Source organism: Duffyella sp. Ts4, assembly GCF_051851875.1.
Lineage (GTDB): Bacteria > Pseudomonadota > Gammaproteobacteria > Enterobacterales > Enterobacteriaceae > Duffyella > Duffyella gerundensis.
The window spans coordinates 1-14429 of sequence record NZ_JBLYPN010000032.1; the positions used below are offsets into that span (position 1 = coordinate 1).

The following is a 14429-nucleotide window of genomic DNA, read 5'->3' on the forward strand; positions in this document are numbered from 1 at the left end:
GGCGGCGAGAGGGCGCGCTGAGCAGGAGCGAATCGCGCCCGGTCCGTCAGGAAAACGCTTTTGCCGAGGGCACCCGCTTCAGCGGGCGATTGTGTTTGCCGGATAGCGCGGGTGCAGGGCCGGGGCGACTGCCGGCCCTGCTCGGGCAGGCTTTAGCCTGAACGAAATGGCCTTTGACCTGGCCCTGCCCGGGCTGCCTTCAGGCAGAACGAAATGCCCTTTGACCTGGCCCTGCCCGGCCTGCCTTCAGGCAGAACGAAATTGTCCTTGGCCTGGTCCTGCTCGGGCAGGCTTTAGCCTGGACGAAATGGCCTTTGACCTGGCCCTGCTCGGGCAGGCATTAGCCTGAACGAAATCGCCTTTGACCTGGCCCTGCTCGGGCTGCCTTTAGGCAGAACGAAATAAAGACTTTGACCTTAAAGGCCGCCCGCCTTCGGGCAAAACCAGATGGTTCCTGACCTTGACCTTAAAGCCGCCTGCAAGGCAAAAGCCCCCCGACTTACTGAGGGCGATAAACCCTCATCGATGAGGCGGGATTAGCCGCCAGCTTCCCCGCTGGCCGGGTCGGCCGCCGCACCAGTTCTCCGCCGCAGTTCGGGCATATGCCCTGTAAAACCTGCGTCGCGCAGTCAGTACAGAAGGTGCATTCAAATGAACAGATCATCGCCGTGGGTGAATCCGCAGGCAGATCGCAGTCGCAACGTTCGCAGCCAGGCCGTAGTTCCAGCATCGGGGTATCTCCGTGATGAGTAAGCTGCCAGCATAGGCGCAAAATCTTCATGGCGTAAGCGGGATAAAGGACAAAAACGTGCCCGATTGGGACAAAACGAGCTTACTTCACCCGGCCGCGAAATACCCAGAAGGCCCAGCTGTTATAGGCCAGCGTCAGCGGCATAACAATGGCGATGCCGGTTAACAGAAACTGCTGACTGTGCGGCGAGGCGGCGGCATCCTGCAAGCTCAGCTTATCGGGAATCAGCCACGGATAGAGGCCGGTCATGATCATCATCGCCACGCTCAGCATCAGCGTTAACGCCAGCAGCAGCGGCAGCAATGGGCGGCTGTCGGTCAGCGACCACAGCAGGCTGAACCAGCACACCACCACAATAGCCATCAGCAGCTTGCCGGGCCAGGCGGCGAGCGCATGCAGCCACAGCTCGGGCAGCGACAGCACGATCGCCACAAACAATATCAGCGCCAGTACCAGAAAGAGCCAGGCTAATAGCGTGGCACGCTCGCCAGCCCGATCCTGCACGCGCCAGCGCACCCAGCAGCAGCCGAGTAGCCCGTAAATCGCTACCATGCCAAAGCCGCTGAGCAGCGGATACCACGACAACCAGCCAAATGTCTCGCCTGCCGGCAGGCCACTAACCAGCAGCCCGGCGATACACCCCTGAAAAAAGCCGGCCAGCTGCGAAGCAATAATAAAAATAACATCAAGCGTACGTTTGGCCCGCGACGAGGTCTGGCCGCGATACGCCAGCGCCAGCGCACGGGCAAACAAACAGAACAGCATCAGAAACAGCGGCACATAAACCGCGTTGAAAATCTGCGCATAGGCGGCGGGAAACAGCGCCAGCAGCGCCCCGGCGGTGAGCACAATCCAGGTTTCATTGGCGTCCCACACCGGCAGGATCGACTGCACCAGACGTCGTCGCTCGTCGTCGTCATCGAACCACGGCAAAATAATGCCGACGCCGAGATCGGTGCCGTCGAGCATGACATAGAGCAGCAGTGAAAATGCCACCACCGCGGCGGAAAGATCGTCAAGACTCATGCCCGGTCCTCCCGACTGGTGTGCAGCTCATCGCTGAGCGTGCGCCCTTCGGCGCTGTTTATCACGCGAACGAGATAGTGCATGCCTACGCCAAAGCTCAGCAGATAGACCACAATCACCCCGCTGAATGAGAAGATCACCGACGATCGCGCCAGAGACGCCACGCTCTCTGCGGTGCGCACCAGGCCATACACCGTCCACGGCTGACGTCCCATCTCCGTGACTACCCAACCCGCCAGCATGGCGATAAAGCCTGCGGGCGTCAGGCAAACCAGCCATTTCAGAAAGCCGCGCCGCCACAGCCGATCTCCACGACGCAGCCCGAGCGCGGCCACGCTGGTCAGCAGCATGACGATGCCCAGCCCGACCATAATGCGAAAGGCGAAAAATACCGGCAGCACCGGCGGCTGATTTTGTGGCGGAAACTCGCTCAGGCTGGCGATCTCACCGCTGAGATTATGGCGCAGATAGAGCGAGCCCAACCGTGGAATCGCCAGCTCGGCGTGATTCTTCTGTTCCTGCTGATCCGGTATGGCGAACAGCCGCAGCGGCTCTCCTTCGCCGGGCGCTGGCCGGTGCCAGCTGCCTTCCATGGCCGCCAGCTTAGCCGGTTGATGATCGCGGGTATTTTCGCCGTGCAGATCGCCGACAATCACCTGCAATGGCGTCACGAACAACGCCAGCCACAGCGCCCACGACGTAATGCATTTTGCCGCGCGATCGTCAGCATGATGCAGCAGGCGCCACGCGCCGACGCCCGCCAGCAAAAAGCTGGTGCCGATCAGCGCCGCCAGCGTCATGTGCGTCAGCCGCCACGGGAATGATGGCGATGAGAGCACGGTGAGCCAGCTCTCGGCGTGAAATACGCCGCTGTCATCGCGGGTAAAACCCACCGGCGTCTGCATCCAGGAGTTAGCGGCGAGGATCCAGAAAGTGCTGATCAACGCGCCCAGCGCCACCAGACAGGTGACGGCAAAATGTAATTTGGGGTGGATCTTGCCCATGCCAAACAGCATCACGCCGGTCAGCCCCGATTCCAGAAAGAAGGCGACGAGGATTTCATAAAACATCAGCGGGCCAATCACGCCGCCCACCTGATGAGCAAACGGGCTCCAGTTGGTGCCAAACTGGAACTCCATCACCACACCGGATACCGCGCCAATCGCCACGGTGAGCGAAAAAATGCGCATCCAGAACTGCAACGCCTGCCAGTGATGCTGCCGTCCGTGGCGCAGCCAGGCGCCCTCCAGCAGCACCAGAAACAGCCCTAACCCCAGCGTAAATGCCGCGAGCACAATGTGCATGCCGATGGTTAGCGCAAATTGCATACGCGACAGCAGCAGCACCACATCGTTATCAGGCATGGCTTGGCTTACCGCTGTAACGGCTGATCGGTTTCTCAGCCGGTTTGTTGATTTCGCGGCCAAAGGCGCGCATGCCGGCCATCACCGGCTTAACGCCCTGCCACAGCTCTTCATCGTTCAGCATTTTGATGATGCCGCGAATGCCCGGCGCGCTTTTCTCCGCGGGCGCGTGCGCATTCTCACGCATGCCTTTAGCGGCGGCGGTCACCGCCAACAGCAGCGGATTAAAATCCTCCGGCGGAATGGTCGCCAGCGCCTTGAACAGCAGCGTCAGGTTCTGCATTGCGTTCAGCGAACCGGGCTGATTCAGGCCATCCACCAGCACTTTGGCGATCTGCGTATTGGCGTTGACCACGTCAGTGGCGAGACGCAAAAAACCGTGCTGATGCAGGCTCTCAATCAGCTTTTCCATCGCTTCCGCAGCGGTAGGTTCGGTGCGCGTTGGCGGCACCTCATAGCTCATACGTTCAGCCATCAGAATTTCTCCGGGTGTTCAGTGTGTTCGGGCGGCAGCGTATAGCCCGCCTGCTGCCATTTATCCTCGACCGGCAGGTGATCGAGCGGGGTGCGCTGGCCGTAACGGAAATTATGCAGCGGGAGCGGCGCAACGTGCGGCGGACGATCGAGCTTTTGCAGATTAATCGCGATCTCTTTATACGCAGGGGTGTGCACATCGGGATCGTGATGCTCGCCGGTCAGGCCGTTAACGCCTGGTTTGCCGTGATGAATCGGAATAAACAGCACGTTGCCCGCCATGCGTTCAGTGATCACCACCGGCACCTCCAGCGAACCGCGCCGCGAGGTGAGTTTCACCCAGTCGCCCTCCTGCAGGCCGCGCGCCGCCGCCAGCTGCGGGCCAATTTCCACATACCAGTTGGGTGACAGCGAGGTGATACGACCACCGGCACCGGTCTGGTTGGTTGACTGGAAATGTTCCAGCATGCGGCCGTTGTTCAGCAGCAGATCGTATTCGGCATCCTCTTCTTCCATCGGCGGCCGCCAGGTAAGCGGATAGAGCCGCGCCTTGCCGTCAGGGAATTTAAAGCCGTCGGTGTAGAGCAGCGGCGTGCTGCTGCCGTCGGCGGTCACTGGCCACAGCTGCGACTGCCAGCCCGCCAGCCGCGCATAGCTGACGCCAGCGAAAATCTCCGCGATGCCTGCCGCTTCCGCCATGATGTCGCCAGGGTGCTGGTAATACCACGGATGGCCGAGGCGGCTGGCGAGGTCGGTCAGAATCTGCCAGTCCGGGCGGCTGTCGCCCAGCGGCGGCAGCACTTCATAAAAGCGCTGAATCCGCCGCTCGGTGTTCACAAAGGTGCCCTCTTTCTCCACGCTCGGGCTGCCGGGCAGCACCACATCAGCAAACTCCGCCGTGCGGCTCATAAAGATATCCTGCACCACCATGAAATCGAGGCGGCTAAACGCTTCATGCACCCTGGTGGAATCGGCATCGGAGAAGGCGGTCTCTTCGCCAATGATGTACATCGCCTTGAGTGTTCCCTCGTGAGCCTGCTGCACCATCTGGAAGTTATCGGCACCCACCGCATCGGAGAGCGCTTCCGGCCGCACGCCCCACGCCCGCGCCCATTTCTCGCGCACGGCGCCGTCGGTGACCTGTTCGTAACCGGGATAAACGTTACTCAGGCAGCCGAAATCGCTGGCGCCCTGCACATTGTTATGGCCGCGCATCGGATAGCCACCGGTGCCGGGACGGCCATAGTTGCCGGTCACCAGCAACAGATTAGAGAGCGCGGTGCTGGTATCGGCACCGTGGCTGTGCTGGGTAATGCCCATCGCCCACAGCAGGCAGGCGCTTTCCGCCTGACCAATCATCTCGCCCGCCGCCGCCAGCGCATCCACGCTGATGCCGGTCAGCGCACTGGCGTACTCCAGCGTGAACGGCTCAAGCGAGGCGCGGAACTCAGCGACATTATTCACTTTTTCCGCCAGGAACTGCTCGTCGGCATAGCCGTGATCGAACATGTAACGCGCCATCGCCGATGCCCACACCATGTCATAGCCGGGCTTGATGCGCTGATAGAGATCGGCGCGCTCGGCCATTTCATGCCGACGCGGATCGACCACCAGCAGCTTCTGTCCCTGATGCTTGTGCGACTGTTTGATGTGCGAGGCGATCACCGGGTGGTTTTCCGCCAGATTGCTGCCGACAATAATGATCAGCGCGGTTTTCTGCAGGTCTTTAATCGTCCCTGCGTCGCCGCCATAGCCCACGGTACGAAACAGCCCTTCCGTCGCCGGGTTCTGGCAGTAGCGCGACGAGTTATCGACGTTGTTGGTGCCAAAAATCAGCCGGGCAATTTTTTGCGTCAGATAGGCTTCTTCATTGCTGGCTTTACTCGACCCGATAAAACCGATGCTGTTGCCGCCGTGCTGCTGGCTGATTTCCGTCAGGCGGCGCGCCACCAGGTTCAGCGCTTCATCCCAGCTGGCCGGACGAAAACGGCCATTTTCGCGGATCAGCGGCGTGGTCAGGCGTTTGGCATCATTGACGAAATCCCAGCCAAACTTGCCTTTTACACAGGTAGAGATGCCGTTAGCAGGCGCATCCGCCACTGGCTGCACCTTTAAAATGTGCCGGTCACGGGTCCACATTTCAAAACTACAGCCGACGCCGCAATAGGTGCAGACGGTTTTGGTTTTTTTAATCTCCGTCTGGCGCATGGCCATATCGATCAAGGAAATAGCGGTAATCGGCCCCATGCCGATGCTGTCCTCCATCTTTTTCACCATGTCGATCATCGGTCGCTTAACCGGCTCCGGCATAGCGGTGAACGGCCCGGCATTGGGCTGCATGGTTTTTTCCAGCAGCGCGTTGCAGGGGCAGACGGTGACGCAGTGGCCGCAGCTGACACAGCTGGAACCGGCAATTTTCTCGCCGCCGTCCCACAGTACGCGCGGATGATCGGCGGTGTAATCGATGGAAAGCGTTTCGTTGACCTCAACGTTCTGGCACGCCTCCACGCAGCGGCCGCAGAGAATACACTGGTCGGGATCGTAGGTGTAAAAGGGATTGGTGTGGTCTTTCTCGCTGGGTTTACGTTCGTAAGGGTAATATTGAATCGCCATATCCATATCGCTGACCGCATTGTGCAGCGTGCAGTCGCCGGTGTTGTGTTCGCACACCGTGCAGTAAAGTTCATGGCGCGCCAGCACGCGATCCATGCCCTCTTCCTGCGCCGCCTGCGCCAGCCGATCCTGGCTGTTAATCACCATCTCGTGCTGCGTTTTCAGCGTGCAGCCGCGCACCAGTTCGCCCTGATGCTCAACCCAGCACACGTCGCAGGTTTGCAGCGGCGGTAATGCCGGGTGATAACAGATATGCGGCAGCTTTCTGCCATGCAACTCAAGAAAGTCGATAAGCGGCAGGCCCGCTTCGCCTGACAAGCGTTCGCCATTGTAAACAATGGTGCAGGTTTCCATGTTTATTGCCCTTATATTTCGCTGACATTGCAAAAAAACTGCGTTCCGCCTGGCATTAATCAGCAGGCTGGTATTTGTAGGATTATGGTGTTGAGGATAGACCGGAACAGCGGGGAAAACAGGCGAAGCGGTAGTGGATTTGAGACCAATATCTCGGTTTAAAAGCGATAACACCGGCCATCACAATGATAAAAAAAGTGTTGGTAAACATTTCTGTGCCGCCACAACGTAAAAAGGACAGCATTGCTGCTGTCCTCTGTGATGAAAAAAAGCGTTTTAGACTTTTTTCGCGGCCGTTTCGTTTTCGATCGGCTGTACCGATCCTAACTCTGCGCCCGTGACCGGGTTCACCGCCGTATCAGACTGGGTGCGAACAATCATGCTGTCCAGCGCCGCCTGCTGATCCGCTGGCAGCGTGACGCTTGCCAGACCATCACCGCCGTCAACCGCAGGCTGCGGATCGGCTACGTAGTCGAAATTGTCATCGGAATTCCAGCTACCGCGCACTTCGCCGCCTGCCGACATGTTGAAGTAAGTGTTGGCATACTTCTGCACCGGCGGCAATTTGCCTGGCGGGAAGTTGTTGCTGATGGCGTACAGCGCTTTTTCGAACGACATCTGATGCGCCACTTCGCGTGTCATCAAAAAGCCCAGCGCATCTTTTACGCCCACATCATCGGTCATGTTGATCAGACGCTCATAGAGAATTTTCGCCCGCGCTTCGGCGGCAATATTCGAGCGCAGATCGGCAGTGACCTCACCGATAGTATCAATGTAAGCCGCTGTCCACGGCACACCGGCCGAGTTGGTCAGCGGCGGCCCACCGCCATACAGAAGCTGGGTCAGGTGGCTGTCATTGCCGTTGCCGGTAATGGAACGATAGATTTCGCCTTCCTGCTCAGTGCCTTCTGCCAGCTGGCCTTTTGCGCCCTTGTTCAGCATGCCAACCAGTGAGCCAATAATCTCAAGATGGCTCAGCTCCTCGGTGGCAATATCCATCAGCATATCTTTGCGTCCCGGATCGTCATCGCCGAGGCCCTGGGTAAAATAACGGCACGCGGCAGCCAGCTCGCCCTGCGGCCCACCAAACTGTTCAAGTAACAGGTTAGCGAGACCGGGATTCGGCCCGGCTACACGTACCGTGTATTGTAACTGCTTAACATGTCTGAACATGGTTTACTCCAACATTGCTTATCGCGGTAAGGGTCGCTGCCCAAAGATCTAACCGATTATTATTTTTTTGCTTCGACGCCTGATGCGGCATCGCGCACCAGGAACTGCTCGGTTACGGCTGGCAGGTGGGTTAAACACCATTCCGCCATTTGCACTTCCTGCTGACGAATCTGCTCAAATATGCGTGCGCCTTCGGTATCACCCGCCAGCTCGGCGGCGGCAATCAACGAGGTGTAGTTCGCAATTTCAAACTGCTCGAAAACGTAACCACTGATCGCACCTTTCACCACTTCGTCATCGGCGGTCATGCCGCCCATCGCCTGGCCAAACGCGGCCATTTTGCCCATGGTGTCTTTTAGCGTGGAGTTATCCACACCGTTGCGGTCCAGCACGCCTTGCAGCAGTTCAAGTTGACCCTTGGTCTCGTCAATATGCTGCTCAATACGCGCTTTCAGATCGGGATAGTGTTCCAGACGTCCGGCCATTTTCGATAGCATCGACTCAGCCTGTTTTTCCATGGCGTGAGCATCGCGTAGCCAGCTGTGATAGTTCTCAATTTTTGTGGTAGACATAATGTGACCTCACTAAAAAGGGTTTCGGAAAATGCAGAAAAAATTACTGCTGCTGTTCGGCAATTTCTGTCAGCTTGATGTCAGTGTTTTTCTCTTCCTGCAGCGTTTCCGCCAGCAGCGCCGCCGCATCTTTCAGGCCCAGACGAACAGCCATGGCATACAGCGTGCCGTAAGTGGCGATCTCGTAATGTTCGACTTTCTGTGCCGCGCCAATCAGGCCAGCGTCACGTACTTCGCCTTTCTCAACGGAATCGATAATTTCTTGCGCCTCTTCCACCAGGCCTTCCAGCGCATGGCATTTCATACGCTTGATGCGAATGCCTTCGGTGGTTTCTACCAGCTGATCAAGACGTTCAATCTGGCCGCGGGTTTCTTCCAGATGCGCTTCAAATGCCGCCTTCAATTTCTCATCGCTGGCCGCACGGGCCATTTTTGGCAGGGCGCGGGTAATTTGTTTCTCTGCGCTGTAAACATCAGATAAATCATGAATGAACAAGTCAGTAAGTGTCTTAATAGCCATGTCAACTCCTGTCGTAGTTATTGAACGCTTCGCTTGTTAATTGATACCAAACTTCCCACGTCGCTTTAATAAATCTCAGGGATAAGCATAGCTGCTAAATATAGGGCATTTAGAAAACGGGGAAGTAACATCGCCATTTAAGACTATTCCTGGCTAACCATTTTCGCAAAATATGCAGGATGCAACAATTGCTAGCGAGAACAGATAAAAAACAAAATAAACAAATAAAAACAATAAGTTAAATTAAATCAAATAGCCGTGAAAAAACAGAAAAATTAACCGCCTCGCTTGTTTATCTGGCAGGGTTAAATAATCCTTAAATAACTTAAAATCAAAATCGCCATTTATTACCATACTGTTACCGAAAAATGAAAAAAGCGTCTCACGCCGTGCGTTATACAAGGAGTAGCAATGCGAATTCATCATCTTAATTGTGGCTGTATGTGCCCGCTGGGCGGCGCACTTTACGATGGCTTTAGCCACGGAATAAAAGCGCACCTGGTCTGTCATTGTCTGTTAATTGAAACAGATAGCCACGGATTAATATTAATCGATACCGGATTTGGTCTACAGGATATGCGCCGGCCTGCCGACAGGCTCACGCGCTTTTTCCGCACGCTGAACAATATTCAGTATCGTGATGAGCTTACCGCGATCAATCAGGTGCGGCGGCTCGGTTTTCGCGCGGAAGATGTGCGTCACATTGTGCTGACCCATCTCGATTTCGATCACGCTGGCGGTCTGACCGATTTCCCCCATGCTCAGGTGCATCTGATGCAGCAGGAGATCGATACCGCCGAGCAGCGCCACAGCTGGCTGCGCCGCGAACGCTACCGGCCTGCGCAATGGTCGGCCCGTTCCGGCTGGCACGGCTATCAGGCCACGGGTGAACGCTGGTTTGGCTTTGACGCGGTTAATCAGCTGCAGGGATTGCCGCCAGAGATTCTGCTGGTGCCGCTGCCGGGCCATACGCTCGGTCATGCGGGCATCGCCATTCGTCAGCAGAACGGCTGGTTGCTGCACGGCGGCGACGCCTGGTTCTACCGCGGCGAGCTGCATCAGGCCCAGCGGCACTGCACGCCGGGGCTGCGTTTTTACCAGTGGATGATGCAGGCCGACGGCGCGGCGCGGCGGCACAATCAGCAGCGGCTGCGCGAACTGAGCCTGGCTCACGGCAACGACATTACTTTTTTCTGTAGTCACGATGCGCAGGAGCTGCAACGGCTCTCGCCTGGCTTCTCAATCGACTAGCCGCATCCTCCAGCGATCGGGCAACATTTCAGGAGAATCAGGCAATCCCCTTTTGCAAAGAGCTTCTACACTTTATGGGGTTTCTCTTTGCACTTTTCCCCCCTTTTATTTTTTGCTCCATTTAAATTAAATACTGGAAAACAATCATGTCTGAAAACATTCGTTTACAGCTCAACGTTAACGGCCACCAGCATGATCTGGCCGTAGATCCGCGCGCCACGCTGCTTGATGCGCTGCGTGAAAACTTACAGCTGACCGGCACCAAAAAAGGCTGCGACCAGGGCCAGTGTGGCGCCTGCACGGTACACATTGATGGCGAGCGCGTGCTGAGCTGCCTGACGCTGGCGGCACAGGCCGCTGGCCGCGACGTCACCACCATTGAAGGCATGGCTGACGCCGACGGCACGCTGCACGCGGTGCAGGCCAGCTTCCTTAAGCACGATGCGTTTCAGTGCGGCTACTGCACGCCGGGCCAGATTATGTCCGCCGTTGCCTGCATCAAAGAGGGCCACGCGCGCTCCGATGATGAGATCCGCGAATACATGAGCGGCAATATCTGTCGCTGTGGCGCTTATCCGCACATCGTTGACGCGGTGCGTGAAGCGGCTGCCCAGCTGAGCAAGGAGTCGGCATGAATCCCTTCCACTATCAGCGCGCCAGCAGCAGCGACGCGGCCATTGAACTGCGCAGCCAGCAGGACAACAGCCGTTTTCTCGCCGGTGGCACCACCCTGCTCGACCTGATGAAATGCGGCGTTGAGCAGCCTGAGACCCTGATCGATATTTCCCAGCTGAGCGGTCTCGACACTCTTCGCTTTGAGGATGATAAGATCACCATCGGCGCGCTGGCCAGCATGAGCCAGCTGGCCGACCATCCGCAGTGTCAGGCGCTGGCACCGGCCATTTATGGCAGCCTGTGGCAGGCGGCCTCTCCGCAGCTACGCAATATGGCGACCATCGGCGGCAACCTGCGTCAGCGTACGCGCTGCGTCTACTTCCGCGATCCCGCCACCTTTCCAGCCTGCAACAAGCGCCAGCCTGGCTCCGGTTGCGCAGCGCTGGACGGCGTAAACGCTAACCACGCTATTTTCGGCACCAGCGACAGCTGCATTGCCGTTTATCCTGGCGATTTAGCGATTGCGCTGACCGCGTTTGATGCGCAGGTGGTGCTACGTAACAGCCAGCAGCAGGAGCGCCGCGTCGCCATTGGTGACTTCTTCCTGCTGCCGGGCGATCGTCCCGATCAGGAGCATGATATCGCCGCCGACGAGATGATCATCGCCGTCGAAGTGCCCAACGTGCCTGCGCTGCGCCAGTCGCACTATCTCAAGGTGCGCGATCGCGCCTCTTATGAGTTTGCTGCCGCCAGTGCCGCCGTTGGCCTGGAGATTGAAGATGGTGTGATCCGCGACGTGCGCATCGCCCTCGGCGGCCTGGCCACCAAACCCTGGCGCGCCACCGCCGTAGAGCAGGCGCTGCGCGGTAAGCCGTTCAGCGAAGAAGCGCTGCGACTGGCCGCTGAACAGAGCATCACTGACGCAGCCCACCGGCCACAAAGCCAGTTCAAGGTCACCCTGACGCCACGCGTTATCGTGCGTGCGCTGTTAGCCGCCGCTGAACCCGCGCAGAGAGGAGAATAAAATGACGGATCACAACAGTTATCAGGCGACCGGCGAGAAACGCGTTCGTGGCGATGGCCAGCAAAAAATCACCGGCCAGGCGGCCTATGCGGTTGAGCATCAGCCAGAAAATGTCACATGGGGCGTGGTACTGCAATCCACCATTTCCAGCGGCCGCATCACGCGTGTTAACAGCGAAGCAGCCCGCACGCAGCCCGGCGTGCTGGCGGTGTTTACCCATGAAAGCGGCCTGAAAATCCACAAACCCACGGCGATTGCCGACGGCGGCGCGGCGCAGTCGACCTACACGCCGATACAGAACGATCGCATCATTCACAACGGGCAGAACATCGGCATCGTGGTGGCAGAAAGCTTTGAGCAGGCCACCTGGGCAGCCTCGCTGGTAACCTTTGAATATGAAGAATCTCCGGCACTGATTTTCGCCACTGACGAAAACGCCGCACCGAAGCCGGTTGAGAGCGCTAATATCGATCTGGGTGATGCGCGCAAAGCGATGGATGACGCCGAGGTGCGCATCGAAGGCCGCTATATCACGCCGCGCGAGTACAACTCGCCGATTGAGCCGCACGGCTGCGTGGTGGAATGGCAGGACAACGAGCACGTTACACTGTGGGAACCGAGCCAGTGGGTTGCCGGTGCGCAGGTGGAAATCGCCGACTGGATGGGCATCGATAAAAAAGCGGTGCGCATCATTTCGCCTTACGTTGGCGGCGGCTTCGGCTCCAAGCCGGTGCCTTATACGCACGTGGCACTGGCCTGCGCCGCCTCCCGCGAACTGAAACGACCGATCAAAGTGGCGCTGACCCGTCCGCAAACCTTTACCGGCTTTGGCGGCCGTCCGGCCACCGAACAGCATCTTGAAATGGGTGCCACGCGCGACGGTAAAATCGTCTCAATCATCCATAGCGGCTTCAACGAAACCTCACTGGATGACATGTTTGGTGAAAACTGCAACAAGGTCACTGCCCGCATGTACGGCGTGCCCAACGTGCATTCGCGCCACAGCGTGGTGCCGATCAACACCGTGACACCGGGCTGGATGCGCGCACCGGGCGAAAACCCCAGCGCCTTTGGCCTGGAAGTGGCGATGGATGAGATGGCCTACAAGCTGAACATCGATCCGCTGGCGTTTCGCCTGCTGAACTGGGCCGATCACGATTACATGCTCGATCTGCCGTGGAGTTCACGTCGGCTGAAAGAGGCCTATCAGGCGGGTGCCGAGGCGTTTGGCTGGGATAAGCGCACCATGGCGCCGCGCTCCATGCGCGAAGGCCGTGAGCTGATCGGGTACGGCATGGCGTCCGGCACCTATCCGGTGAACACCATGCCAGCAGAGGCGCGTCTGGTATTGCAGGCCAACGGCCAGCTTACCGTGCAGAGCGCTGGCGCAGATATTGGCACCGGCACCTACACTATTCTGGCGCAGGCGGCAGCGGAAGTGCTGCATATTCCGTCCACCGCGATCAACGTCGAACTGGGCGATACCGACCTGCCGCGTGCGGGCGTCGCCGGTGGCTCGCAGCTGGCCGGTAACCTGATGGGTGTGGTTAATAAAACCGCAAAGGTGCTGCGCGATAAGCTGCTGTCGCTGGCCACTGAACTGGCTGACTCCCCGTTCTATCGCGCCGACCCGGCCCAGCTGACGCTCGACAACGGAGAAATCCGTCAGAGCGGTAAAGCGATCGGCTTTACGCGCCTGCTGCAGATGGCGCAGCTCTCAGAGCTGGAAGCGAAAGCGGACACTTTCCCGGAAGGCACCTCGGCGCAGGAACGTTTCGACATGACCGGTTCGATGTCAGCGATGTCACGGCCAAAAGAGGTTTCAGCGCACAGCTGGAGCGCACAGTTTGTTGAGGTCCGCGTTGACGAAGATTTCGGTACCGTGCGGGTAAAACGCATGTGCGCCGCGCTCGACAGCGGCCGGTTATACAATCCGACGCTGGGACGCAGCCAGTGGATCGGCGGCATGATCATGGGCCTCGGCCAGGCATTGCTGGAAGAAGGTGTGGTCGATCCGCGCAACGGCCGTGTGATCAACAACAACCTGGCTGATTATCTGGTGGCGGTTAACGCCGACGTGCCGGAGATCGTCACCATCGACGTCGGCCAGCCCGACTATCAGGCCACTGCCCTCGGCGGTAAATCGGTAGGCGAACTGGGGATCGTTGGCGTCGCTGCGGCGATCAGTAATGCGGTGTTTCATGCGACCGGGAAGCGAGTACGGGATCTGCCCATTACCATGGATAAGCTGCTGTAAGGGGGGCTGCCCGGAAGCGGGCGGCTTTTGCCTTGCAGGCGGCTCTTAAGGTCAAGGTCTTTAAGGTCAACGGCCATTTCGTTCTGCCTTGCAGGCTGGCTGTTTAAAGGCCAGGTCAACGGCCATTTCGTTCTGCCTGAAGGCAGCCCGAGCAGGGCCGGCAGTCGCCCCGGCCCTGCACCCGCGCTATCCGGCAAACACAACCGCCCGCTGCGCGGGTCCCTTCGTCGGTTCACATTTCTTCACGGACCGCTCGCGATTCGCTCCCCGCTCAACGCTCCCTTGTCCCGCCATCCATGGCGGGACATCCTAAAATGTTCATCTCCTCAGCGTTTGTGATGCCTCCTCAAGGTCAACCCCCAGGTCAAAACCAAACACCAAAACACCAAAACACCAAAACACCAAAACACCAAAACACCAAAACACCAAAACACC

General features: G+C 58.3%; 12 protein-coding genes. 4 read left to right on the forward strand and 8 right to left on the reverse strand.

The window, feature by feature from the left end; genetic code table 11:
• Positions 1 to 499: 499 nt before the first annotated feature.
• From ACJY2L_RS20565 to ACJY2L_RS20600, 8 genes are all read right to left on the reverse strand, one after another.
• Positions 500 to 730, reverse strand: coding sequence for a DUF1272 domain-containing protein (locus tag ACJY2L_RS20565; protein WP_439213788.1), 231 nt, complete (start codon positions 728 to 730; stop codon positions 500 to 502).
• Positions 731 to 832: 102 nt separating this feature from the next.
• Positions 833 to 1777: a cytochrome d ubiquinol oxidase subunit II gene (locus ACJY2L_RS20570; RefSeq protein WP_439213787.1), complete on the reverse strand. Its 945-nt coding sequence runs from the start codon at positions 1775 to 1777 to the stop codon at positions 833 to 835.
• Positions 1774 to 3141 (reverse strand): cytochrome ubiquinol oxidase subunit I, encoded by a 1368-nt coding sequence (locus ACJY2L_RS20575; protein WP_439213786.1) that lies wholly within the window; start codon positions 3139 to 3141, stop codon positions 1774 to 1776. Before ACJY2L_RS20575 ends, ACJY2L_RS20570 begins: the two co-directional genes overlap by 4 nt.
• On the reverse strand, positions 3134 to 3616 hold the full coding sequence (locus ACJY2L_RS20580; RefSeq protein WP_187487210.1) for a DUF1641 domain-containing protein: 483 nt from the start codon (positions 3614 to 3616) through the stop codon (positions 3134 to 3136). The genes ACJY2L_RS20575 and ACJY2L_RS20580 overlap by 8 nt, the downstream gene beginning before the upstream one ends.
• Entirely contained in the window at positions 3616 to 6582 is a 2967-nt protein-coding gene (fdhF, locus tag ACJY2L_RS20585; RefSeq protein ID WP_439213785.1) for a formate dehydrogenase subunit alpha, read from the reverse strand. The genes ACJY2L_RS20580 and fdhF overlap by 1 nt, the downstream gene beginning before the upstream one ends.
• A gap of 276 nt (positions 6583 to 6858) precedes the next feature.
• Complete coding sequence (locus tag ACJY2L_RS20590; RefSeq protein WP_439213784.1) at positions 6859 to 7755, reverse strand: manganese catalase family protein; 897 nt, start codon at positions 7753 to 7755, stop codon at positions 6859 to 6861.
• Between the two features lie 59 nt (positions 7756 to 7814).
• A complete protein-coding gene (locus tag ACJY2L_RS20595; RefSeq protein WP_439213783.1) occupies positions 7815 to 8327 on the reverse strand; it encodes a ferritin-like domain-containing protein in 513 nt (170 codons plus the stop codon).
• Between the two features lie 43 nt (positions 8328 to 8370).
• A complete protein-coding gene (locus ACJY2L_RS20600) occupies positions 8371 to 8847 on the reverse strand; it encodes a YciE/YciF ferroxidase family protein (protein WP_439213782.1) in 477 nt (158 codons plus the stop codon).
• A 411-nt stretch (positions 8848 to 9258) separates the two neighbouring features.
• Between ACJY2L_RS20600 and ACJY2L_RS20605 the strand changes: the two genes are divergently transcribed.
• The 4 genes from ACJY2L_RS20605 (at position 9259) to ACJY2L_RS20620 (ending at position 13994) form a co-directional block, all read left to right on the forward strand.
• On the forward strand, positions 9259 to 10098 hold the full coding sequence (locus ACJY2L_RS20605; protein WP_439213781.1) for an MBL fold metallo-hydrolase: 840 nt from the start codon (positions 9259 to 9261) through the stop codon (positions 10096 to 10098).
• A gap of 146 nt (positions 10099 to 10244) precedes the next feature.
• Positions 10245 to 10733: a (2Fe-2S)-binding protein gene (locus ACJY2L_RS20610; protein ID WP_067433626.1), complete on the forward strand. Its 489-nt coding sequence runs from the start codon at positions 10245 to 10247 to the stop codon at positions 10731 to 10733.
• Complete coding sequence (locus ACJY2L_RS20615) at positions 10730 to 11737, forward strand: FAD binding domain-containing protein (protein ID WP_439213780.1); 1008 nt, start codon at positions 10730 to 10732, stop codon at positions 11735 to 11737. Before ACJY2L_RS20610 ends, ACJY2L_RS20615 begins: the two co-directional genes overlap by 4 nt.
• Before the next feature lies 1 nt (position 11738).
• Complete coding sequence (locus tag ACJY2L_RS20620) at positions 11739 to 13994, forward strand: xanthine dehydrogenase family protein molybdopterin-binding subunit (RefSeq protein ID WP_439213779.1); 2256 nt, start codon at positions 11739 to 11741, stop codon at positions 13992 to 13994.
• Positions 13995 to 14429: the final 435 nt, after the last annotated feature.